This is a genomic window from Rosistilla oblonga (assembly GCF_007751715.1).
GTDB lineage: Bacteria > Planctomycetota > Planctomycetia > Pirellulales > Pirellulaceae > Rosistilla > Rosistilla oblonga.
Window position 1 is genome coordinate 6,216,631 of sequence record NZ_CP036292.1, and the last position, 25,681, is coordinate 6,242,311.

Genomic DNA, 25,681 nt, shown 5'->3' on the forward strand with positions numbered 1-25,681 from the left:
CGTAAGCATTCGGCTGGGCTGCGTGGCCTTTTGGCGAGCCTCTCCGTTGGCTTTGCGAGCAATTAGGATCTTGCATCGGGATTGACGTGGTTCGTACAATTGAAGGACTCCCTGTGGGGAAATCGCCCACCGCGAACATCCAGCTAACGCAGCGGAACCCACCCCAAGCGAGTCACGCCCACCGGACAGTGTCCTCCCCAATCCAAACGATTCCCACCACGTCGCCGATGCTCAAATCACCCTCTGTTCCATTGCGGTCACCGCAGCGCGGGATCGCGCTCGCGATCTGTCTGTTGTTCACGGCAGCGACATCCGTGGCGGAGGATCCCGCGGCGCTGGCGAAGCGCGGCAAACAACTGTACGTCGCGCAGTGCGCTTCGTGCCACGGCGACCAAGGGCAGGGCGTTAACGATCGCTACGAAGAACCGTTGTTTGGCGATCTGGCAGCCGAGGATCTGGCCCGCGTGATCCATGAGACGATGCCCAGCGAGAAGCCCGAGGCGTGTGTCGATCAAGACGCATTGGCGGTCGCCGAATATATGATCGGCCAATTCTATACCGCCGAAGCGCGAGCGAAGAACCAACCGCCGCGGATCACGCTGTCGCGGCTGACCGTGGAACAATACGACAACGTGCTGAGCGACTTGGTCAGCCACAACGACAGGATCCAACTGCCCAAGGGCAAGCCGGGTTTGAAGGCTCAGTACTACAACGCGCGGAATACCAAAGCCGACAAGTTGGTGATCGAACGGGTCGATCCGAAGATCAAATTCGATTTCGGTCAGGGGAGCCCCGACGAGAAGATTGGCAACGAAGAGTTTTCGATCAACTGGAGCGGATTGGTGATCGCCGACGAGACGGGCGACTACGAATTCACCGTCGCCACCGGCAACGGCGTCAAGTTGTATGTCAACGACGATCGCAAGCCGTTGATCGATGGCTGGGTCAGCAGCGGCGGAGAACGACGCGAGTTGACCGAATCGATTCATCTGTTGGGAGGCCGCAGCTATCGGCTGAAGTTAAATTTCTTTAAGCATCGCGACAAATCGGCGTCGGTCGAACTGATGTGGAAACCGCCGCATCGCCCGCGGCAAGTGATCCCATCGCGCAGCTTGCGCGATCAATACACGCGCCCGCTGTTTGTCTCGACCACGCCGCTGCCTCCGGACGACGCCAGCTTTGGTTTCCCGCGCGGCACCGCGGTCTCCAAATCGTGGGACGAAGCGACGACCGCAGCGGCAGTCGACGCGGCATCGGCGATCGTCGACCAGATCGACCGACTGGCGAAAACCAAGCCAGACGCTGCCGACCGACGCGAGAAGATCATCAAATACTGCAACCAGTTCGTCGAGCGAGCGTTCCGCCGACCGTTGGACGACGAGCAGCGGAAGTTCTTTGTCGAATCGCAATTTGCCGCAACCGATGAGATCGGCGAAGCGGTGAAGCGATGCGTGATCCTAACGCTCAAATCGCCAAGGTTCCTGTACCCGACAACTCCGTTTGGCGAAGTCGACAGCTACGACGTGGCATCTCAGATTTCGTTTGCCTTGTGGGATTCGATCCCCGACCAACGACTGATGAAGGTCGCCAAAGATGGCCAACTGATGAAACCCGACGCTGTGCGGAAAGAGGTTGTCGCGGCGGTCGGCGACGCGCGAACGCGGGCGAAACTGAGAGGCTTCTTCCGACGCTGGCTGTCGTTGGAACGAGCCGAGGAGATGTCGAAGGACAGCGAACAGTACCCTCAGTTCTCGCCCGAATTGGTCGCCGATCTGCGGTTGTCGTTGGACCTGTTCCTGGAGGAGGTCTTTTGGGGTGACGCTCCCGATTACCGTCGCTTGCTGTTGTCCGACACGATGTACGTCAATCAACGGATCGCCGACTTCTATAAGATCCCGCACCCGGCGGACAAAGATGCCGACGATGGCGAACGATTTGTCTCGGTCTCGCTGAAGGGAGAACCGCGGGCCGGCGTGGTCACGCATCCGTTGGTCCTGGCGGCACTGGCGTATCACAACGACACATCACCGATCCATCGCGGCGTGTTTGTCACGCGGAACCTGCTGGGACGCGTGCTCAATCCGCCGCCGATCGCAACGGTGTTCGAAGCGGCGGCGTTTGATCCACACCTGACGATGCGCGAGAAGGTTTCCGAACTAACCAAGTCGTCGCAGTGCCAAGGTTGCCACCACGTGATCAACCCGCTCGGCTTCAGCTTGGAAAACTACGATGCCGTCGGGCAATATCGAACGACCGAAAAGGATCGCAAGATCGAAGCGGCGTCGGATTACAAATCGGTCTCCGGAAAAGTCATCCGACTCGAAGGAGCACGCGACTTGGCGCTACATGCGGCCGAGAGCGAAGCGGCTCAGAAGGGCTTCATTCGCCAACTGTTTGAACACCTGATCAAACAACCGCCGGCCGCCTATGGTGCGGACACACTGGATCGATTGCACGCCAGCTTTGTCGAGAACAACTTCAACGTCCGTGAGTTGATGGTCGATATCGTAACGATCGCCGCAATACATCGTTAACCAACCGCGAATCGGCTGGATCGAACGCTTTAAAAACGCAAACCCTTTCGAAAGGATCGTGTGATGAATCATCGAAACCTGGGACGTCGAGAACTGTTGCGCAAGCTGGGTGTCTCGGCTGCCGCGATTCCGTTTTTGAGCAATCTGCCCAGCATCGCGTCGGCTGCCAAAGCAAACCGCCGCAAGCAGCGACTGGTGATCATGTTCAGCCCCAACGGAACGATCCCCGATGAATTCTGGCCCGATCAAGAGGGTTCCGATTTTGAGCTGAAACGGATCCTCGCACCGCTGGAACCCTACAAAGATCGACTGCTGACGCTGCACGGCATCTGCAACAAAGTTAAGGGTGACGGCGACAGCCATATGCGTGGGATGAGTTGCCTGTTGACGGGAACGCATCTGTTTCCGGGAAACATCCAAGGCGGTTCGCACACGCCGGCCGGCTGGGCTAGCGGCATTTCGATCGATCAAGAGATCAAGAACTTTTTGCAGAGCAATCCCGAAACGCGGACTCGATTCGGTGAACTACTGTTTGGCGTCAACGTCGGCGACCGCGCCGATCCTTGGACTCGGCTCAGCTACGCCGGTCCCAACAAACCTGTCGCGCCGATCGAAGATCCCTACCGGATGTTCGAAAAGATGTACGGCCGCGTCGAGGACCAAGCGACGATTCGCAGCGTCTTGGATAGCGTGCAAGAAGACCTCCGCCGAGTCCGCGGGCTGATCAGCCGCGAGGACCGCCGACTGTTGGACGAACACGAATCGTTTGTCCGCGAGATGGAGAAGGAACTAAAGGCTGGCGGCAAGCAGACCTACGCTGTCAGCGTTCCCGAACTGGAATCGGGAGTCAAAAACGAAAACGACAACGCTCCGCTATTGGGCAAGATGCAGATCGAATTGATGGTCAACGGTTTGGCCAACGACATGAATCGCGTCGCGGTGCTGCAGTACACCAAAAGCGTTGGCGGTGCCCGGATGAACTGGCTGGGGATCGATGAGAACCACCACTCGCTGTCGCACGAACCGGACGACAACAAAGCCGCCAAAGAAAAGTTGGTGAAGATTAACACATGGTTCTGCGAGCAACTGGTTTATCTAGCCAAGCGGCTCGACGAAACGCCCGAACCGGGTGGTCAGGGATCGCTGTTGGACAACACGACGATCGTCTGGACAAACGAACTGGGCAAGGGGAACTCTCACACCCTGAACAACATCCCATTTGTGATGCTCGGCGGCGGGCTGGGCTTCAAAATGGGCCGCTCGCTGAAATACAACAAACAGAACCACAACCGTTTGTTGGCGGCGATCGCCAATGGAATGGGACATGAAATCACTACCTTTGGAGATCCCAATTTGTGTAGCGATGGCGTGTTGACCGACTTATCATAAAAGTTCATTTACACCACAGCGTTCACAAGAACGAATCCAATACCCCAACACAGGATCTTATCATCGTGGAGAATCAAGGCTCTCATCGCCGCTCGTTCATCAAGACCTCCGCAGCGGTTGCTGCGGCTGCGTCGGTCATTCAAGCTCCCGCCCCTGCTCGTGCTGCTGGCAGCAACGAACGTCTGCGGATCGGTTTCATCGGTCCTGGCGGTCGCGGATTCGGAGCCCATGTGAAGAAGCTGGCTCAGCTGCACAAAGATGGTGCGAACATCGAACTTGTTGCTTTGGCGGAAGTCTATTCGGTGCAGCGCGATCGCGTCGCCGACTACATCGAAAAGGAAACCGGATTCAAGCCGGCCAAATACGTCGACTATCGCGAGATGATCGAGAAGGAGAATCTCGACGCCGTGGCGATCGGTACTCCCGACCACTGGCACGCGAAGCAGACGATCGACGCTCTCGAAGCGGGACTGCACGTCTACTGCGAAAAACCGATGACCAAGACGGTGGAAGAATCGTTGAAGGTCGTCGACGCGTGGCGTAAGTCGGGCAAGGTGATGCAGGTCGGCGTTCAATCGACCAGCCTGCCGGTATGGGACGAAGTCCGCAACTTGCTGCAGGACGGCAAGCTTGGCAAGGTCTTGATGTACCAGACCGAATACTTCCGCAACTCGGCTCAAGGCCAATGGCGGTACTACAAGCTTGAACCTGAAATGACGCCAACCAATGTCGATTGGAAGCGTTGGCTCGGATCCGACGAAGGCTTGGCCGACGAGATCCCCTTCGACCGCGCTGTCTACAAGCAATGGCGTCGTTTCTGGCCGTTTGGCTCGGGCATGTACACCGATCTATTTGTCCATCGCACCACCGCGATGTTGAAGGCGACCGGCCTGCGATTCCCCGCCCGCGTTGTCGGTGCCGGTGGATTGTACATGGAATACGATGGACGCGATGTTCCCGACGTGGCAACTGTCGCCGCCGATTTCCCCGAAGGTGTTCACGGTCTGGTCAACGCCACGATGTGCAACCAGGAAACTCGCATCCAACAACTGATCCGTGGACACAACGGATCGTTTGTGTTCGGCAACGGCGAACAGTTCGACGGCTTCGACTTCGTTCCGGAGCGATCGCAGGTGACGCGAATCCGCGATCAGAAGACCGAACGGATCGCAACGAAACCTGTCGCCGACACGACTTACGCCCACTTCAAGAACTGGATCGAAGCGTGTGCGGCTGAAGAGCCGATGCAGTGCAACAACACGCCCGAACTGGGAGCCGCGGCGATCGCTGTCGTCACACTGGGTGCACGCAGCTACCGCGAGGGGACTGTCTTCTTCTTCGATGGCGATTCGGGCAAGATCAGCACGACCGATCCGGGCTGGGCAGCCAGCTGGGAAAAACTGTCGGCTGCACGCGCACCGGTCAAACACATTCCGGGCTGGCGTGCTGGCGATACCGGCAGCGTGTTGGAAGAGCCGGAATACATGAAGCTGGCCGGCCCATGGGTCGACGGCAAAGACCCCGCTTAATCGCGACCGAGGCTTACGTTGTCGAGGTGGCCGGTTTGGATAAATCCGGCCCCTCGACCGCTTGGGCGATCTGTCGAATCTCTTCGATGCTAGCCAACAGCAAGGCCTCGTCCCCATGCTTGGCGGCTTCTTCTAATTGCCGCGACGGTTCGGTGAACTGTGGGAATCCGACCGTTCCGCCGGTTCCCTTCAGAGCGTGGGCATGGCGTGCGACCGCGTCGTAATCGCCGGTCTGGATCGCTTGCTGCAATTCGCCGACACAGTGATCCAACCCGTCGACAAATTGTGCGACGACCTGCTGGAATTCGGGCAGATCCATCGGCAGGCTCGATCGGATTCGGCCGCTTGGAGGCTCCTTAGCTGGCGACGCCGCGACCGCAATCGGCTGCGACGACGACTTGCCGGTTCTCTGCTTCGCATCGCCCACGCCGTGCAATTCTTGCAACAGCTTGATCAAGTTGTCGATATTCACCGGCTTCGCGAGGAATGCGCTGCAACCGACATCGAAACAGCGACGGCGATCCTCTTCTAGCGCGTTTCCGGTCAACGCCACGATCGGAGTCTCGACGCCACGCTTCCTAAGTTCCGTCGTTGCACTGTAGCCGTCCATGACCGGCATCTGCATATCCATCAAAATCACGTCGTACAGCGTTTCGGCGGCCATATCGATCGCGATCTGCCCGTTTTCGGCTGTCTCGACAGTCATCCCCGCCTTGCTGCAAACGACTTTCAACAATTGAACGTTGGCCGGCGTATCGTCGACGATCAAGATCTTGCCCGCTCGCACGCTGGCGATTCCCTGATCGGCGGCAGCGCGTTGACGGCTGCGCAAGACCGCTGCCGCCTCTTCGCCCGAGACCATCCGCACGCCTTCGAGCGAACCGACATCGATCAGCACGCTGAAGATACTCCCCTCGCCGGGACTGCTGACCACGGTGATCCCGCCTCCCATCGCTTCGGCAAATTTCTTGCTGATCGAAAGCCCTAAACCGGTGCCGCCGAACCGCCGCGTGACCGAACTATCAGCCTGTACAAACGGGCTGAAGATCCGCTTCAACTGCTGGTCGTCCATTCCGATTCCGGTATCGATAACGTCGAACCGCATCCGTGGTCCCGTCGGCCCATCGACCACAACAAAGCTTACGCGGACACCGCCCGACTCGGTAAACTTGACAGCGTTTCCGACCAGGTTGATCAAGATCTGACGCAACCGCGTCGGATCGGTTTGAATTGTTTCGGGGATTCCGCCGGTGACATTTGACGAGAGCTGGATGCCTTGATCGTTTGCCTTGCCCGTCAACACGGTGATCACTTCGTTGACGATCTGGAATGGCGAGCATTCGCGGATCTCTAACTGCACGCCCGCCGATTCGATCTTCGACAGATCCAACACGTCGTTGATCAGTTCGACCAAGTGATTGCCGCTGGAATAGATCGTGTCGAGGTATTCCAATTGCCGATCGGGATCCTGTTCCAAACCGCGACGCAGAACGTCGGTGAAACCAACGATGGCGTTCATCGGCGTGCGGATCTCGTGGCTCATGTTCGCCAGGAACTGACTCTTGGTTTCGTTCGCCAATTCGGCGGCGTCTTTAGCGATCGCCAGTTCGCGTTTGTGATCCTCCAGGGTCGTGATGTCTTTGAACGTTACCATTACGCCTTGGCAAGTCCCTTCGCTAGTCTGGATCGGCGTGCTGTTGACGCTAAAGATGCAGTGCTTGCCTTCGACCTCGATACCCAACAATCGGTTCGACAGCGCCGCCCCGCGACGCAGCGTCTCGGTCCAGGGAAGCGCCGTATCATCTTCAGCGATCCAATTTAGATCCGACGCACTCTGCCCCAACAACTGTCGCTGGCTCATCTTCAAATCGTTTTGGATCACCGGATTGGCTAACAGCACCCGATACTCGAGATCCAACAGCACCAGCCCGACGCCCAGGTTGTCCAACACATCGCGGACGTGCGTCGGGACCGCTCCCGATGCATCCAATTGTTTCAGAATCATCCCCAAGAACAGGTAGAACTGAACAAAGCAGGCAGGAGCGACGAAGATCAGCACCAGCTTCCACGGTTCGATCCCCAGAAACGGCTTGTACGGTTCAAACGCGATCTCCAGCTCAGCCCACTTGTCGGCACGTTGATAAACCGGCAGCACCATCTGGCGGTCGGTCGATAAGACCTGGCCGTTCTTGCGTTCCAGTAGATTTGAATTCCAATGCCGCGAGTGCTCGCCCGCTTCGACGTGCAGCGAACCGTTTGGCTTTCGCAGCCCAATCGAAATGATATCGGGCTGGCGGCGGACGATCCCTTCGAGCAACGCCATCAGCCCTTCGCGATTCCCGGAAGAGATCAACGTCGTCGCACTCATTGCTAGCGACTCGGTAAAACTCGCTCGCCCCTCCATCGTCGTGACATACGGGTTTGGAAAAACCTGTAACGTTAGCGTTCCGATGAAGCTGACGACAACCATCGCCACCAGAGCAGCAACGATCCGCACGCGCGTGGGAACTCGCGAAGCAACCCAACGAAACGGTCGCAGCAGCGTGTAAACGACGGTCTTCAGGGTGCGGAACATAAGCAGAGCAACTTGAGACTGGAATCCGATCGAACATGCCAAACCGGCAATCCAGGACTGCGCGAGTTTGGGAAACGGTACGTCACCCCGCCCCCTGACGCCAAGATTTGTCGGGTTCGCCGCCGCGGCGAGAGTGAACGCGGGCAGGATCCAACAGCTGACACGAGTTTGCCGGTTAATCCGACCGCCCCGGTTGTTCGGAGAATCGGACTTGGATCTGGTTAGCTCTAACGACTCTAGGCAATCCGATTGTTCGGAATGGTCAGATTGATCCGATGTTGAGTGAACCACAGGGCAAACCGACAACGGCCTCACTTATCAGGCGTTTCCGTGCAGCAGAATCCACTGAGCCGATCAACCCAGCCGATCCACCGATATTGCGTCGTCGCAATAGCGGCCGTTGCGCTGTTGGCAGCGGCAGATGCGGACCAGCCGCGGACGCAGCGTTTGCCCCCGCTTCCGACTGGCACAGCCGAGGCCGCGGCTCCGCCGAATCGCTTGCCGACGCCGCCGCCAATCGAACCGCCACGCGTGATCGGCGAGACTCCCGAACCATCCAATCTGCCCCGCGCCGCTGATGTCCCGGTGCCGCGGCAGTTACCGTTGCCGCGAGTCGCTCCACAACCGCGCGACACACCTCCGCTGCGTCTGCCTCCGTCGTACCCACGGCCAACACCGCGGATGCAACCGTTGCCTGTGGTGCCAGCACCAGCTCCGGCCCCGGCAACAGCACCAGCTCCGGCAACAGCTCCTCCGCAAAATCGGGTCGACAGCGCACCGGTTCGGATCGCGCCGCCTCCACAAAACAATTCTGCGACTGCTGATCCGCCCAGCTTGCTGCCGATCGAGGCTTATCCGCGCACCGACAGCCGGAACGCCGACCAGCCAGCCGCCGGTGCAGGATCGCCGTTGACCTATCCGACGACGGGGATGTCGTTGGAGCTTCCGCGACGCCCGAGTGCAGCGGAATCCGCTGCCGTACAGACGATCGGCGACCACAACACACTCCCCGAACACCTGCAACCGATGTGGTGGAACGCGGAGGTGCAACATTCGATCGGAATCGGGCCGGCAACGCTGCCGATAACGATCGACCGCCTGGTTCAATCCGCGTTGGCCCATTCGGTCCAGATTCAATCGCTGATGACCGAACCCCAGATTCGGCGAGCGACGATCCAGGTCGAAGAAGCTCAATTCGACTGGCACAGTTTTATCGAATCGCAGTTCGATGACAAAAGCGATCCGATCGGCAGCATCTTAACGACCGGGTCGACCGACGGACGGTTCGAAGACAAAACATGGACCGCTGCGGCGGGACTTCGGCAAAGCAACCGCATCGGCGGCAAGCTGGAAGTGGCGCAGAACGGCGGCAGCCAACGCAACAACTCACAGTTTCTGATCCCCAATCCGCAGGGAACGACGAGACTGGAATTGAACTACACCCAACCACTGCTCAGCGGAGCCGGGCGGTTTGTCAACGAGAGCCGCGTCGTGCTGGCCAAGCTAGATTACGGAGCGACCGACGATCGAACGCAGGCGCAGATCCAAGATCATTTGATCGATGTCACCAACGCGTATTGGGAACTGTATCTCAGCCGCAGCCAGTTGTTGCAGCGTCGCAAGCTGCTCGAAAGCGCCCGCCAGATCTATCAAACACTGCAAGCCCGCGAAGGGGTCGACGTCTTGCAGCGACAAATCCTGCGAGCTCAGGTTGCGGTCACCGGACGCGAAGCCGAAGTGATTCGATCGCAAACCGAGATCCGCAACTCCCAGGCTCGGCTGCGACGATTGATCAACGATCCGGAACTGATCGCCGCGATGCCGTTGGAGTGGACACCACAAGACCATCCACTGGACTTCCGCGTCGACATCTCCGCCTATGCATCGGCGCAGACCGCTCTCACCTCGCGGCCCGAGATTGGTGAAGCGATGAAACGCGTCAGAGCGCTGTCGGTGCAAGCCGATGTGGCAAAGAACGAGATCCTGCCGCGGTTGGATTTTGTGATCCGATCTTATGTCGCCGGACTCGAAGAAAACGCCGACACGCTTGGTTCCTGGACTCGACAATGGACCGATGGCCGGCCGAGCTACGGCATGGGAATGTTATACGAGTTCCCGATTGGGAACCGCGCCGCCAAGGGACGTCTGCAACGCAGCCGGTTGGAATTGAGCCGCGAGGTCCACGACTTTGAATCGACGGTCGAACAGACATTATTGGAAGTCGACATCGCGGTCCGCGAAACCCAAACCGCATATCGCGAGATGGTCAGCAAGCAGCGAGCTGTGTTTGCTGCCGCTGCGGAGGTTCAATACCTCGACCAGCGTTGGCGAGCGTTGCCATCGCAACAAGACTCGGCTGTCCTACTGTTGGAGAATCTGCTCGATGCACAACAGCGGCTGGGGAACGAAGAATCCGCATTTGCCACCGCCCACGTGAACTACGCGCTCTCTTGGATCGCGCTGCGTCGGGCGATGGGAACGCTCCTTTCGATGCAAAAAGAACCGATCGCCCAGCCGGTTATCGACGGACTTCCCGAACCGCCACCGCTGCAAGACGCCCAGGGCGAATCGGTGCTGCAGCCGACGCGTCTGCCAGCAACCGCCTGGGGACGCGATCGAATTCAGCATCCGCCAGGAGTTCTAACGCGATGATACGCATCCGAGACCGCTTCGGATCGCCGACCAAATTTCGCGATCTGCCCGACCAAGTCGCTGCGATTCGCGATGCCCAGCGGGCGATCCATGGATCCGACCGGGCGACGCTGCAGGCGCACGTGGCGCGGTTGCGAACCTTCGTGCAGCGAGGCGATGCAGTCGCCAGCCCAACGGTGCTTGCCCTCGGCGGAGCGTTGGTTTGCGAAGCCGTCCAGCAAGTGTTGGGAAAATCGCTGTACGATGTGCAGCTGACCGCGGGGCTCATCCTGGCGCATGGTGCGGTCGCCGAGATGCAGACCGGCGAGGGAAAGACTTTGTCGGGCCTGATGCCCGCGGTGCTCCACGCTTTGGCCGGCCGCGGCGTTCACGTGGCAACACCGAACAGCTATCTGGCCGAGCGAGATTTCCAGACGCTGCGGCCGGTGATCGAGCATCTGGGACTGACCGCTGGTTGTCTGCGCGATGAGGCGGAACAGTCGGCGCGGGCCGACGCCTATCGCTGCGAAATCACTTACGCACCGGGATATGCTTTCGGATTCGATTACCTTCGCGATCAGATGACGTTGCGATCGGCAGCCGGTGGGCGGTTGGGCGATCAACTGCGCCAGCGACTTCGCGGCACCGCTCCATCGACGCGTCTGCTGCAGCGCGGTCGACGCTGTGCGATCCTCGATGAGATCGATCACGTTTTGATCGACGATGCGGTCAGCCCGCTGATCCTCAGCGGCACCGCCGATCGTGAAGCTCCCGATGCCGCAATCCACCGCGCGGCCAAACAGATTGCCGCTGCGCTGTTGCCAGCACAACACTTCGACCTCGCTCGCGATGGCAGCGGATTGGAACTGCGGCCTGCGGGAATCGAAGCGATCTACGCCGATGCGGCTCTCGCCAACGATCCGCAGCTTCGCCGAGCCTGGCATGAATACGTTCAGCTCGCGCTCCGCGCCAGCTACCAATTCCAACGCGACGTGCATTACATCGTGACCGCCGGCAAGGTCCGCATCATCGACGCGTCGACCGGTCGGATCTTCGAGGATCGGACCTGGAACGACGGCCAGCACCAAGCGATCGAGGCCAAAGAGGGCTTGCGAATCACGTCGGAACAGACAGCGCTTGCGCGGATCACGCGCCAGCGTTTCTTTCGGCTGTACGATGTGCTGTCCGGGATGACCGGCACGGCCAACGGTTGCGCCGAAGAGCTGAAGGAGTTCTACCAGTTGCCGGTCGTTGCGGTGCCGCTGCGAGTGCCCAGCCGCCGCCGCACACTGCCCACGATCAGCTGCCGCGGCGAAGAGGAAAAACTGGATCGCATCGTCGACGAAGCCCGGCAGTGCCAACAGCGGTTGCAACCGGTTCTGATCGGGACGCATTCGATCGCCGACAGCCAACGCCTGGCCGAACGTTTCGAAAAAGCTGGCCTGCAGTTCGCGCTGCTCAACGGAAAACAAGACGCCGACGAAGCGGAGCTGATCGCCGCCGCGGGGCGTGCCGGAACGCTCACGATCGCAACCAACCTGGCTGGGCGCGGAACCGATATCCATCTCGATGACGCTGCGACGGCGGCGGGCGGTTTGCACGTGATCGTTTCCCAGCATCACGCCATCGATCGTGTCGACCGCCAATTGGTCGGCCGCTCGGCGCGTCAAGGCGATCCGGGCAGCGTTCGCTTTTATTGCACGCTGGAAGATCCGATCGTACGGCAAGCGCCTTGGATCGCGCGGTGGTTGGAACGTCGAATCACCGATCCGCAAACCGCGTCCCAAGACCAAGACTTTTCTCAGCGGCTAGCCCCGATGATCGCCAAACAGCAGGACCGCAACCAACGCCAACAATCCAACCTGCGACGCGAGTTGCTGGAAAGAGATCTGGCGACGCAAAACCTGATTGTCAAACCGCGTACCCGAAGTGTTCAAGGTATCGAACGATGAAACTCACGACCAAAACAGCCCGACATTGCCTGGTCCCGTTGATTCTCTTGACGGTCGCGGCCAATGCCTGCCAGGCTCAGGATTCGGATTCGGCGGTCGAAGCTTTCATCGAGCCCTACCAGACGATCCAGATTCCCGCGACCGAAATTGGGACGTTGGTCCGGATCGACGTCCGCGAGGGAGACAAGGTCCATCGCGGACAGACGCTGGCTCAAGTGGACGATCGCATCTTGCAAGCCTCTCTGGCCGCGGCTCGCGTCGCTAAAGAGGCCAAAGGGAACCTGCGTTCGGCGCAGGCGGAACGCGAGGTTAAACGGCGGCAATTGGCAAGCCTGGAAGAACTGCGGATCCGCGGCAATGCAACGCAGCGCGAGATCGACCGCGCGCTGGCCGACTTCGAAGCCTCCGATGCCCGATTGCAAGCTGTCAACGAAGACCTCGAGGTGCGCCGCTTTGAATACGACCGCATCCTGGCGCAGATCGAAAAGCGAGTGCTTCAGTCGCCGATCGATGGCGTGGTTGCCAGCATCAACAAGGACGTCGGCGAGTTTGTCGCTCCCACCGACCCGATCGTGATGACCATCGTGCAGCTGGAAATTGTGCAGGCGATCTTCTCGCTGCCAATCTCGGTCGCAGCCCAGATCGTGCCAGGCAAAACAGTTCGCATGACCGTCGGAAGCGAAGACCGCCCGGTGCAAGGCGTGATCGAAATGGTCGCTCCCATCGCCGATGCCAAAAGTGGAACCGTGCGGGTCAAGGTGCGAATCGCCAACAAAAACGGCCGCGTGTTCAGCGGCAGCACCTGCCGTTGGGAGCTCGATGCGAGCATGCAAGAAGCGCTCGCCAGCGTCCCCAGTCGGCGGCTGATCATGGCGGAAGCCGAACGCAAAATCAAAGGCCGCTAAATTTCGAACCGCACTGCTTTTCCAATGCCTTGAATCGCGGAGCTTCATTTATCGCACTGCAATCGACCGCGTAGACCTTCTCGCAACCATCTCAGCCGTTATGCCTTCAACCGCCGACACACAACCGAACCTACCGCACTCGGGCCACCTGCCGACGGTCGCTGAGGCTGCGCCGTCGTTTGCCGGCGAAGCGCATGCGTTGGCAGCGGCGTTGGAGTTGTTGATCCAGTTGGAAGAGTTCGATGACCTCGCGTTGGCCGCTGCGGTGGCTAGCGATGCCATCGGTGACTTCTGCCATGCGCGGCGCGTTGTCGTCGGCTGGTGCCGCGGCGACCGACAAACCTGCGACGTGATCGCCGACAGCGAAGCGGATCTGATCGACGCGAACAACCCGACATTCCGCAAGCTGCAATTTGCGTTGGACGAACTGGTTGTTCGCGGCACCGTTACCGAGATCGATCTATCGACAACCGAAGCTCCACCGGCGGCTGCGCTTGCGGTGCGGCAGTTTGCGTCGGCAGCCGGCGCCACGCGGATCCTTGGATCTCCGTTGGTCGATGCCGACGGGCGGCTGTGCGGTGCCTGGTTGTTTGTCGATCCAGCAGTTCAGATCGAAGCGCTGCGGACAACTCACCTTATCGATTCGCTGTCGCGACCGCTGGGCGCTCGACTGGCAACGATCCAACGTCATCAACCCGGTCGGATCGATCGCGCGATCGCGGTGGTTCGCGATGCGTTTGCATCCAGCCGCGGATCGGTGGCGATCGCGGCATTGATCGTGCTGATCTTCGTGATGTTGTTCCCCATCCACTACTCGGTCCGCTGCGATTGCGCGTTGCAGCCGGTCTCGCGGCGTTTGATCGCTGCACCGTTCGACGGATCGCTCGAGAAGTCGTTTGTCGATCCGGGCGATCTGGTCGACGAGAACACGCTGTTGGCGCGGATCAGCGCCCGCGAACTGAACTGGGAACTGGCGGGGCTGAAGGCGGAACTTCACCGTTCCAATAAAGAGCGGCAGGTCTCGCTGGCAAAACAGGATTACGCAGCGTCGCAAATCGCGCAGCTCGATTCCCAACAGGTTGCCCATCGGCTGCAATTGATCGAAGACCGGATCGAACATCTCGAGATCCGCAGCCCGTTTCAAGGGATTGTCATCGCGGGAGACATCAAACAGGTCGAGGGAGCTCCGCTGGAAACGGGGCAGACCCTGTTCGAGATCGCGCCGCTCGGGGCGATGATTGTCGAGCTGAGAATTCCCGAAGCCGATTACGCTTATGTCCGGCCGCAGATGCCGGTCCAGTTGCGGCTGCACGCCTTTCCGACTCAGCCGATCGAAGGCCGAGTGGAAAACGTGCACCCGAAAGCGGAGGTGATCGACAACGCCAACGTGTTTGTCGCCAAGATTCAAATCGATGATCCACATGCGATCTATCGACCGGGGATGCACGGCCGGGCCAGCATTCGATCGGATCGGCGACCGCTGGTCTGGGTGCTGTTCCACAAACCGTGGTCCGCGTTAATGATGTGGTTAGGATGTTAGCGACATGTCGTTGGTGATCGATCGTTTGACGGACGACGTCAGCCAGTGGAAGCCTCGGGTCTTGCCCGAACTGGTTTTCTGGCCCGATCGCGCGCCGGGCGAAATCCAATACCGCATCGAGGTCCCCTCGCGACACAAGTTCTTTTCGGTCGGCTATGAAGAATACGTCTTCATCTCGCTGTTGGACGGCAAGACCACGGTGGCTCAGGCCTGCGGGCGAGCCGCTCAAACCCTGGGCCGAGAAGCGTTAACCCAGCGGCAAGCCGACTCGATCACCCATTGGTTGCTGCAACAAGAATTGGCGACTCTCGACGGCGTGAAGGTTCGATCCGCGGCCGATCCCGCCCAACCAAACACTCCGGCAAAGCAAGGTCTTTGGGATCGGTTCAATCCGTTTTGGATCAAGCTGCCGCTGCCGATCGTCGACCACCTGATTCGCTCATCCGCCGGGTTGCTGGCACCGATCTTCTCGCCACTTGCTGTCGCTGCCGCATGCCTGATCATGCTGGTTGGGATCGTGAGCGTTGCGATGCAGTGGGATCGCTTTATCGCATCGTCGGCCGCGATCTTCAGTCCCAGCACCTGGGTCGCCACGCTGGTGACTTGGATCGTGTTGAAGTTCCTACATGAACTGGCTCACGCTGCGGCCGCTCGACGCTACGGATGCGAGACGACACAAGTCGGAATCGTGTTGGTGCTGTTGGCCCCGCTGGCTTACGTCGACGTCACGACCAGCTGGCGATTGCGGTCGCGATGGCAACGAATCGCGATCGCCGCGGCGGGGATGTATCTGGAACTAACGATCGCTGCCATCGCAGCGATCGCATGGTGCTGGGTCGATTCGCCGGTCATCACTTTCCATCTTTACAACGTGATCCTGGCCGCCAGCCTGTCGACGCTGCTGTTCAACGCCAATCCACTGATGCGGTTCGACGGATATTACATTCTGACCGATCTACTGCAGCTGCCGAACCTTGCTGGCGAGGGATCGATGGCGATCCGCGATTTGGCCAGCCGTCTGTTTTATGCTCGGGGAATCGCTCGCGATCGGCACTACGGATGGCGTCGAGCGGCGGTCGTTGGATATGGGATCGCATCGATCGCATGGCGGATTTTGATCTGCATCTCGCTGGTCATCGCTGCAGGCTTTATGTTCCGCGGCGCTGGCGTGGTGCTGGTCGGTTTTGCGATGCTCGCTTGGGTGATTCGCCCGATCGCGCGGACGCTTCAGTCGCTGAACCGCCAGCGACAGCGAGCCCCCGCGGCCTGCGTTCGCGCCGTCGTCGTTGCCGCTTCGTTGGCTGTGATCGCTATCGCGGGAATCTTCTACATGCCGGTATCGACAGCGATCGTCGCACCGGCGGTCGTCGACCAAGGAGAGGACGTCGCTGTCCGCACCGCGACCGATGGGTTTGTCGAAACGATCGATGTCGTCGATGGGGAAACGGTGCGAACCGGTGACATCCTGATCCGACTGAGGAATGAAGAACTGCACCATCAACTGGTCAAACTGCAGACGGAAATCGGACAGGCAGAAATTCGCAAACGGAGCGCCGCGGAGAAGCAAGACGTCGCGGCGGTTCAGATCGAACGAGAGGCCTTGCAGGCGTTGGGCGACCGGATGCAGCAACTGCAAAACCAGATCGATGGGCTGACCGTTACCGCTCATCGCGACGGAACGATCGTGGCTCGCGGGCTGGCCGACCGGTTGCAGCAGTATGTGCCCGAAGGGACCGAACTGTTGACGATCGCCCTGCCGAGCGACCGCCGTGTGATCGCCTCGATCGCACAACAAGACATCCGCCAAGTCGCGATGCAAGTTGGCAAACCGGTGCAGATCAAGACCGCCTCGCGAGATCGCGCCGCCGGCCGATTGGCTCACATCCATCCACTTGCTACCAGCGAACTACAGCACGTTGCCTTAGCGGGCATCCACGACGGACCGCTGCCGGTCCGGGCGGATTCCGAAGCCGGAACCTATCGGCTGCTCTCTCCTCGCTTTGAAGCGATCATCGATATCGACGCGGGCGAAATCGATCGCTTGCCGGTCGGGCAAACCGTGCGAGTCCAGATCGGTCGGATGTCGCTAACGCCCTACCAACGCGTTCGTGTTTGGTTCCAGCGGTTGCTGGAAATGGAGCGGACGGCGGCGCGGGATCGCTCCTAATTGGCAGCACGCAAACAAGACGGCAACATCACACCCTCCAGCCGGATGCCCTTTGCACATCCACGAGAACTGGCCTGCTGTACCTGTTTATAGCGCCCGGCTTCGCTGACTAACGGACACCTGTTCAGACGCCAATGTCTTTGCCGCTTTCTCGCACGAATCGGCGGGCATTGCGATTGCAAAAGCCATCGCATTGCGACACGATTGTGACAACAAGGCTGGGAGGGATCGCCCAGTGAAGTCGGATAAATCGTGTGGAGTCCGCGTGCCCCAAGTCAAAGAAGTACCGCGTTGGTGCCGCCGCTGTCGCGAAGTGGTGCCCCATGTCTGTTATGAGAACATCTCGCGTCGATCGGTGGTTCTGTTGTCGGCTGCGACGTTGGGAGCGGCTTATCCGTTTTTGAATCGGTACTACCGCAAGTCCCAGAATCGTTGCCTGTACTGCAGCGCGGAGAACAACGGACGTTATTTCAACCGACAACGTCAGCGGCAGCGAAAACGGACAAGCGGTGCGGCAACGTCGCTTCGCGTCTGAGTCGCGTTCTTCTGTCTGGCGACGATAGATCGCCAGCCCAATCCTCCACCGCCGCTGAAGAACAGCGACGGTCGCAAATTCGCTGACGCCTGTTTTCGTAGGCGTCTGTGCAGAGCCGCTGCAACGTGGCAGCGGCCCCGACAACAAACCGTTTGAATTACGCCAGTTCGGCAGCCGGCCGACTTGGCCGCGCGTCGGTTGGCGACATCGGATCGGCTCCTAACGTGCCGACCAAGTCCTTCAAGTACTGCGGACTCGATGCGATCTCCAACTGCTGCTGAGCATACGCCTGGCGAGCATCGAGATCGATCTCGCAACCGCCAGCGGCAAGCGTCGCTCGTTGCGATGCGATGTAGTCCAGGTGTCGCTTCCAGAGCGCAACATCGCGTGCTTGTTTGGTCTGCAAACGCGCCTGATACCAATCGCTTGCCAACAGATACTCTTTGGTAAACATCTCGCGGACGACCGGACTGTTGGCATCGTGACCGTGCCAAGCTCCCGTTGCCATGATCGACAGGATCGCTTGAATTGGCGGGCTGGCCAATTGCCAAGTCCCATCTTCGAAGTACCGCTGAGCAACTTTCTGCTGGGCATCGGCGATGTGCCGCACGCCTTCGGCAAACGCCTCGGGATCTTGCAGTTCGGGCTGCAAAATCTCGTCGGAGAATACCTTGCCGGGATTGTCGAACACGCGGCCGAAATACTTCACGACAAAACGCTGCGTGATGCGATAGCCAAGCCGGCTGGCAGGAACATATTCTCCTTTGCTGTCCACGTAATCAGCGATCGGTTCCAACAGCGATTGCTCGATCATCCGCTGAGGATCGCGTTCCTTGGGCCCCAATCGGCACCAGATCTCGGGGATCAACAGGCTGATGTCGTGACCGACTTCGAACCGCGGACCGATGTGCCCAGCCGGCGTGCTGAAGCCGCTCAACCCCGTCAGGATCATCGAGACCAAGACATCGTTCAGATCGACAGTCGGAGGCATATTGTTGAACGGCCCCTTGGTCAATGCTCCCTCGCTTCCCGCACCGGTCGTGCTTGGACTCTTGCCCGTCAAACTGCAGATGTAATCCATGAACAGTTCGGGCAATTCCTGGTAGTGCAACGGCGAATAGACCGCCAATTGCTTGATCCCCTGTTCGGGATCGGGTGGATTGTTGCGGCGGCCGCTGAGCACCGCGGCGACCGGCATGTGAACCGGTTGATCCATCGGAAGCGCCCGATGCAAACGCATCCCGCGATGGGCGACGTAAGTTTCCAGCGGAGACGTCAGGTCGAGCCGATCCTGCAGATAGCGTGGGTTCTTCGACGGTTTGCCGTCGATCATTCGCGGATGCGCCGAACTGACGACATACCCCGAATCCTGCTCTCCCGCTTCGATCAACATCTCTCGCATCGGGTCGCTGAACTCGCCCAACTCGATCGTGCTCGAAAGCATCGCGGCAATCGCAGCCCGATCCTTCGGCTCATAGTTGCACAAGAAGTTCCCTGGACGCGACATATCGAGTTCGGTCTGTTTATCGAGCCCACGATGGACGGCATCGTCGGGGCGTTGGAACAGCCGGAACTCACAGTTTTCGACAAACTTGTAGCTTTCAGCGGCAGCGACCGCAGGACCGACATCGCCGACGCGGCGACCGGGAATCACGACGCTCGCGGTGATGTCATCTTCCATCTGAACCTTGGCCGCGGCGATAAAGTCCTGCCGCAGCTTGAAGGTTCGCCACTGGTCGCCATCGAGACCTACCTTCAGATACGTGCCGACCAAGTTGCGGCGACCGTGCTTCAGCTGGTGGCCGAGTTCACCGTTAACGATATCGACGCTGAAATGCTCCCGCCAATTGCCTTCCCATTCCGGCTTCGAGAAGCGTTTGATGATAAACGCCATCGCGTAGATATGGTTTGGGATCGACGCCAACCAAGCGTTGTAGTCGTCGTTGTAATCGGGGGAGGGCGTGAGCAGTTTGATCATGCTGCCCAGCGAGCGATTGGCATCGAGCACCTTCCGCGTCGACCGCTCGGAATAACTCGGCTTTTGCTTGTATTCGGGATGCCAACGGCCGCTGTAATCGCGTTCGAACAACTCGTCCAACGTCGCAAAATCGCGTTCCAAGTCCAACACGAAAATCGGCCCGTACAACATATAGTCGCGCAGACTCTTGCTGATCTCGCTCTTGCCGCCGCCGCTGACCGTGCAGGGCTTGTGGCAAACCAGACCTTCGCCGGCGGTTCCAACAAGTCGCCACGACGGGGCCGCGGGGTGCTTATCCAACCGGATCTTATAACCGCTGGGAGCGATGTAGACGTTTTCGGGCAACAGCGGAATGCGCTGTTGCTGCCCTGCATGTTGCCATTTGACGCACTGTTCCAACAGCGTCACCTTGGCATTCTCCGGGATATAAATCACCTCGGGGTACAACCGATCGACGCCGTAGCCCTCGGGTTTTACGTCGATGAATTCGCTGTAGTCGCGAGCGATATCTTCGAAGGTTCGATTGTTATAGCGACGGCTGTCGACTTGAAACTCGTCCCCCAACGAATAACTGGCAAAGGCCATCGCTCCGCCGGCGTGCTCCTCTTCGACGCCGCCTAACAGGTTCGCCGAATAACTGATCTGCGACTTGACTTCCTTCTTGCAGTAGCCGTAGTAGTTGTCGGCGATCAGCGTCACGACAACACCTTCGTCGGTCCGGCAGACAGCCTTAAACGGCGTCCCGTCGTTGTAGCATTCGCTCTCGTCCTCCCAACACATCCGGTCGGCGATCTGTCGCTCCGTCGCTTCGCTTATGTGTGGCAGGCCCAGTTCCTTTTTGGTCAGCCGTTCCAAATGAGGCGCCAAGATTACGCAGCCCGTGTGGCCGGTCCAGTGTTCGACATCCAAGCCGGCGTCGTTTTCAGGCACCAACGCGTCGCCAGCGTTACCAAAGATCGACTCGACAAAATCGAGGTTACTGACCAACGCGCCAGGAGCATAGAACCGCACCTCCATCCGCTTCTCGGTGCAGCAACCGGGAACCGCGGGGCATACTAACGGCCGCAACAATAGACTGACAAAACAACGCGCCGGCGAATCGCTGTCGGCCGTGTAGGGCAGGCTCATCAATTCGTCGGGCGGAGACATCGCCGCCTGGAACAACTTGGCGAAGACAGCTTTGGGAACGGTCCGCTTGCTGCCAGCGATCGCCGGTCCGCCTTCAACGATGTGAAAGGTACCGGCGGTGGTGCGGCGGTCGAAGCGAGGATTGTGCAGAACGCCATTGTGAACGCGATAGCTGTTAACGAAATCGTTTTCAAAGTGATCGCCGCGAGCTGGCAAACTCAATTCGCGAGCCACGCCGTGGCGGTCCAAGACCAACGAACTCGATGGCAAACGCAGCGGCTGGTCCAGATTCAGTTCAGCAAAATTGCGAGCCAGAAAGGCTTCGATCCGGCGATCGACCGGGGCTCGATAATCGGCCAACAAGCGATTCTTCTCGCGCAGGTTTTGCAGGAAACCGGCGGAGTACTGCGCCAACGCGTGGTCGGTTGAATCATCGTTGGGAGGCAAGAACCCGGCGGCCGCCAACTGCAACGCGATGTAGCTGTGAAGCTTGGCACGTTCAGCGGTGTCCGTGGCAATCGAGCGATCCCAACCCAGTGATCGTTGAAAAGGTTCTGAGCTTTTCGGCGAGGGCATGCGTATTTCCTGAACGAGTCGATAATGAAGAGAATTGGACTTGCGGACGACGACACCGTCTTGAACAACATCGTTGTCGCACCTTCGATGGCAAGTCCGCCGGTGCATTGATCGGTCGCGATTATAAGGGAATCGCTGATTTCTTTCGCCTCCACAAACCCTTCGGCTGGCGATCTACTAAAATCACGGTAAACTTCTTCTACGGCTGCGACCGCTTTGGCGGCCTAAACAACACAAAACCACTCGCGTCGCCGCGACCCTTCCCCTTAACACCGCACGGTGAATAAAACATGTCCTTACCGAGAGCGAAAAAATTCCCCACTTCTGCCTTCTTGGCACTGCTGATTGGCCTGACCTCCAGCATCACTTCAGCCGCCGACAAGACCTCGGCTGAAGCCCCTAAACGGGGAATCGGCGTGACTCCAGCCGAATCGTTTCGCGTTCCCGAAGGCTTTGAAGTCGAACTGCTGTACCAAGTCCCCTCCAACAGCGAAGGCTCTTGGGTCTGTTTGACCACCGATCCGAAAGGACGTCTGCTGGCCAGCGATCAATACGGCGGGCTCTATCGCATCACGGTCAAGGCCGACGGTGGGGTCGATGTCGAGCGTTTGAAAGGTGACTTCGGCATGGCCCACGGCATGCTCTCCGCCTTCGGCAGCCTGTACATCAACGTCAACGGACAACCCGCCAAAGGGAAGCAGAAGGAAGTCAAAAGCGGCATCTATCGCTTGACCGACACCACCGGCGACGACCAGTACGATAAGGTCGAACACCTGATCGAATTGAAGGGGCGCGGCGAACACGGCCCGCACGCGTTGATCCTCTCTCCCGATGGCAAACAGATTTATATCGCCAGCGGCAACACGACCGATCTGCCAGCCGACGTTCCCCACAGCCGCGTCCCTCGCCATTGGTCGGAAGATCATCTGTTGGGAAGCATGCCCGACGCGCGCGGCCACAATGCGGGACGCTTGGCTCCCGGCGGTTGGGTCGCAAGGATCAACCCCGACGGCAGCGACTTTGAAATCATCGCCACCGGTTTCCGCAACGAATACGACATCGCCTTCAACCCCGCCGGCGAACTGTTCACCTACGATGCCGACATGGAATGGGACGTCGGTACCGCTTGGTACCGTCCGACCCGCGTGAACCACGTTGTCAGTGGCGCTGAGTTCGGTTGGCGCAATGGCGCTGGCAAGTGGCCAGCCTATTACCCCGACAGCCTCGGCGCTGTCGTCGACATCGGCCCCGGTTCACCGACCGGAATCGCGTTTGGCACCGGTGCCAAGTTCCCAGCGAAGTACCAGAAGGCATTGTTCATCTGTGACTGGAGCTTCGGAAATATCTTTGCAGTCCACATGGACGAATCGGGTTCCAGCTACAGCGGATCGTTCGAAACCTTCGCCACCGCCGCGCCGTTGCCCGTGACCGACCTGGTCGTGCGTCCTCAAGATGGCCTGCTGTATTTCACGATCGGTGGCCGACGAACTCAGTCGGCACTCTACCGCATCCGCTACACCGGCCCCGAATCGACAGCTCCCGTTGCCCCGTCGGTCGATCAAGAATCGCAGGCGCTACGTCAACTGCGACACAAGCTGGAATCGTTCCACGGTTCGGCTAATCCCGAGGCAGTCGCCGCGGCGATTGCGGAACTCGGAAATGCCGATCGCAACATCCGCTTTGCCGCTCGCATCGCCTTGGAACACCAACCTGTTGACCAATGGCGCAGCAAAGTCTTGGCGTTGACCGATCCTCAAGCGTTGGTCCACGGCGTGATCGCTCTGGCCCGTTGTGGCGAAGCTTCCGATGCCTCCGCGGCGATCGAAGCCCTGACGTCGATCAAGTGGGACGCTCTGAGCGATTCGCAGCGGATCGATTTACTGCGAGCCTACGGACTGACCTTCATTCGTTTGGGCACTCCCAACGACGCACAACGTGCAACGATTCTGGCCCAACTGGATCCGCATCTGCCTGGCAAAAACGTCGACGTCAACCGCGAACTGGCTCAGGTTCTGATCGCACTGGACGCCGACAAGATCGCCGCTCGCGTTGTCGACTTGATGATCAACGCACCGACGCAAGAAGATCAGATGCGATACGCGTTTGCGCTTCGCGGACACGAAGCGACCTGGGACGCCGATTCGCGAAAAGCCTACTTCGGCTGGTTCCAGGACGCTGCTGCCGCCCGCGGTGGCATGTCGTTCGGCGGCTTCCTGACAAACATCCGCGATGCGGCGATCGCCAAGCTCTCGGATGAAAAGAAAGCCGAACTGGGCGACCTGCTGAAGACTCCAGAGGCTCGCGATCCTTTGGCCGACCTGGAACCGCGCGACGTCGTCAAGGAATGGAAGGTCGAGGACCTGACCGCCGACAGCGAAGCCACCAAGCAAGCGTATGACTTTGAACGCGGCAAGAAGATGTTCGCCGTCGGTCAGTGCTACAAGTGCCATCGCATGAGCGGCCAGGGAGGGATCTTGGGGCCCGACCTGACCGGTGCCGGCGGACGCTTCAGCACCAAGGATCTGTTGGTTTCGATCATCGAACCGGACAAAGTCATCAGCGACCAATACGGTGCAACGCAGTTCCTGACGCTGGACGGCAAAGTCATCGTCGGCAAAGTCATCAACTTGTCGGGCGACCGCATGATGGTCCTGACCAACATGATGAACCCCGCCGATCAGACGACGATCATTCGCGACGACATCGATACGATGGGCGAAGCAACGACGTCGATGATGCCCGCTGGATTGTTGGACACGATGACCGCTGAAGAGATCCGCGACCTGTTGGCGTATCTGAAGGCGGGCGGCAATCCGTCGCATGAGATCTACGCCAAGTAGATCGATCGACGCACCGCGGCATGTGATGTCGCGGACGCAAACGGTTGGGCCGGAATGATCGGCGAATCATTCCGGCTTGGAAGTCGCATGTCGCGCGAAGCCCTCGCGGCACCGTGGCGGCAACGAATTGTCAGGTCGAAGAACTTGGAGTTTCGTGATGGCAAAAAAAGCAGCCCAACCGAAGAAGAAAGCGAGCAATGACGACCGGATGCTGCGGCGTCCGGCCGAAGATCTGTTTGCCGAAGAGATCGACGCGCTGATCAAAAACGATCAGCATCCATGCCCCAACGGCTGGCGAATGTCTGCCCGCAGCGTGCTCACCTACATCTGCGGCGGCAAGGCGGGAAGCACGCCGATCACTCCCAAATACGTCGGCAACCGTCGCCTTGTCGAGATTGCGATTTCGACGCTGGTCACCGATCGGGCGCTGCTGTTGATCGGCGAACCGGGGACCGCCAAAAGCTGGCTCAGCGAACATCTGGCCGCAGCGATCAACGGCGATTCAACGAAAGTTGTCCAAGGAACTGCTGGGACAACGGAAGAACAGATCCGCTACACCTGGAACTACGCGATGCTGATCGCTCACGGTCCCAGCCCCGAAGCGTTGATCAAGAGTCCCGTCTTTCGTGCGATGGAGTCAGGGCAACTTGCCCGTTTCGAAGAGATCACGCGCTGCGCGTCGGAAGTCCAAGACGCGATGATCTCGCTGCTGTCGGAAAAACGGATCAGCGTTCCCGAACTGGCGACCGAGGTCGCTGCCGAAAAAGGGTTCTCGGTGATCGCGACGGCCAACACCCGCGACCGCGGCGTCAACGACATGTCGGCAGCTCTGAAACGCCGCTTCAATCTCGTCGTCCTGCCCAGCCCATCGGATCTGGAAACGGAGATCGACATCGTCACCGGCCGCGTTGCTCAATTGGCATCGAACCTCGACTTGCAAGCAGAACTACCGACGCCGGATGCCGTCGAAAAAGTCTGCACGATCTTCCGCGAACTGCGATCGGGCGAAACGCTCGACGGCAAGAACAAACTCAAAAGCCCCTCCGGCGTCCTCTCCACCGCCGAAGCGATCTCCTTGTTGTGCAACAGCATGGCCCTCGCGGGCAGCTTCGGAAACGGCAGCGTCACCGCCGAAGATATCGCAGCCGGCCTGCAGGGCTCGGTCGTCAAAGACGACGCCAAAGATCACCTGGTCTGGTCGGAATACCTGAAGAACGTCATGAAGAAACGGGGCGCCCAGTGGCGGCCACTCTTCGACGCCTGCTCCGATCACAACTCTTGATCGTCGGAATCGCTCCGCTAGGCTCGTGAACCTGGCTTGCACCGCAGGACGCCAAATCGCTGGGGCTTCGCTACCGTCGTTGCTACAATGAATCAGTCAACGCGTTGCCAACGGAGCTGC

At 59.3% G+C, this 25,681-nt stretch carries 13 protein-coding genes; 11 read left to right on the forward strand and 2 right to left on the reverse strand.

Going from position 1 to position 25,681, the window contains the following annotated elements:
* Positions 1 to 227 precede the first annotated feature (227 nt).
* The 3 genes from CA51_RS22115 to CA51_RS22125 all read left to right on the forward strand — a co-directional run bounded on the left by CA51_RS22115 (position 228) and on the right by CA51_RS22125 (position 5,452).
* Positions 228 to 2,534 (forward strand): DUF1592 domain-containing protein, encoded by a 2,307-nt coding sequence (locus tag CA51_RS22115; RefSeq protein WP_145123321.1) that lies wholly within the window; start codon positions 228 to 230, stop codon positions 2,532 to 2,534.
* A 63-nt stretch (positions 2,535 to 2,597) separates the two neighbouring features.
* A complete protein-coding gene (locus tag CA51_RS22120; protein WP_145123322.1) occupies positions 2,598 to 3,923 on the forward strand; it encodes a DUF1552 domain-containing protein in 1,326 nt (441 codons plus the stop codon).
* A gap of 65 nt (positions 3,924 to 3,988) precedes the next feature.
* The gene (locus tag CA51_RS22125; RefSeq protein ID WP_145123323.1) at positions 3,989 to 5,452 is read left to right on the forward strand and encodes a Gfo/Idh/MocA family protein; all 1,464 of its coding nucleotides are present in this window, start codon (positions 3,989 to 3,991) and stop codon (positions 5,450 to 5,452) included.
* Positions 5,453 to 5,465: 13 nt separating this feature from the next.
* On the opposite strand, the gene CA51_RS22130 is transcribed toward CA51_RS22125, so the two are convergent.
* A complete protein-coding gene (locus CA51_RS22130) occupies positions 5,466 to 8,027 on the reverse strand; it encodes a PAS domain-containing hybrid sensor histidine kinase/response regulator (RefSeq protein ID WP_145123324.1) in 2,562 nt (853 codons plus the stop codon).
* Positions 8,028 to 8,357: 330 nt separating this feature from the next.
* On the opposite strand from CA51_RS22130, the gene CA51_RS22135 reads away from it, so the two are divergent.
* From CA51_RS22135 to CA51_RS22160, 6 genes are all read left to right on the forward strand, one after another.
* On the forward strand, positions 8,358 to 10,679 hold the full coding sequence (locus CA51_RS22135; protein ID WP_231745831.1) for a TolC family protein: 2,322 nt from the start codon (positions 8,358 to 8,360) through the stop codon (positions 10,677 to 10,679).
* Complete coding sequence (locus CA51_RS22140) at positions 10,676 to 12,610, forward strand: preprotein translocase subunit SecA (RefSeq protein ID WP_145123326.1); 1,935 nt, start codon at positions 10,676 to 10,678, stop codon at positions 12,608 to 12,610. The genes CA51_RS22135 and CA51_RS22140 overlap by 4 nt, the downstream gene beginning before the upstream one ends.
* Positions 12,607 to 13,515, forward strand: coding sequence for an efflux RND transporter periplasmic adaptor subunit (locus tag CA51_RS22145; protein ID WP_145123327.1), 909 nt, complete (start codon positions 12,607 to 12,609; stop codon positions 13,513 to 13,515). Before CA51_RS22140 ends, CA51_RS22145 begins: the two co-directional genes overlap by 4 nt.
* Positions 13,516 to 13,615: 100 nt before the next feature.
* Complete coding sequence (locus CA51_RS22150) at positions 13,616 to 15,055, forward strand: efflux RND transporter periplasmic adaptor subunit (RefSeq protein ID WP_145123328.1); 1,440 nt, start codon at positions 13,616 to 13,618, stop codon at positions 15,053 to 15,055.
* A gap of 4 nt (positions 15,056 to 15,059) precedes the next feature.
* A complete protein-coding gene (locus tag CA51_RS22155) occupies positions 15,060 to 17,222 on the forward strand; it encodes a site-2 protease family protein (RefSeq protein WP_145123329.1) in 2,163 nt (720 codons plus the stop codon).
* Positions 17,223 to 17,457: 235 nt separating this feature from the next.
* Complete coding sequence (locus tag CA51_RS22160; protein ID WP_145123330.1) at positions 17,458 to 17,757, forward strand: hypothetical protein; 300 nt, start codon at positions 17,458 to 17,460, stop codon at positions 17,755 to 17,757.
* A 157-nt stretch (positions 17,758 to 17,914) separates the two neighbouring features.
* On the opposite strand, the gene CA51_RS22165 is transcribed toward CA51_RS22160, so the two are convergent.
* On the reverse strand, positions 17,915 to 21,439 hold the full coding sequence (locus tag CA51_RS22165; protein ID WP_145123331.1) for a PPi-type phosphoenolpyruvate carboxykinase family protein: 3,525 nt from the start codon (positions 21,437 to 21,439) through the stop codon (positions 17,915 to 17,917).
* 332 nt (positions 21,440 to 21,771) lie between these two features.
* Between CA51_RS22165 and CA51_RS22170 the strand changes: the two genes are divergently transcribed.
* Both CA51_RS22170 and CA51_RS22175 read left to right on the forward strand, forming a co-directional pair.
* A complete protein-coding gene (locus tag CA51_RS22170) occupies positions 21,772 to 24,279 on the forward strand; it encodes a c-type cytochrome (protein WP_231745832.1) in 2,508 nt (835 codons plus the stop codon).
* A 157-nt stretch (positions 24,280 to 24,436) separates the two neighbouring features.
* Positions 24,437 to 25,561: an ATP-binding protein gene (locus CA51_RS22175; RefSeq protein ID WP_145123333.1), complete on the forward strand. Its 1,125-nt coding sequence runs from the start codon at positions 24,437 to 24,439 to the stop codon at positions 25,559 to 25,561.
* Positions 25,562 to 25,681: the final 120 nt, after the last annotated feature.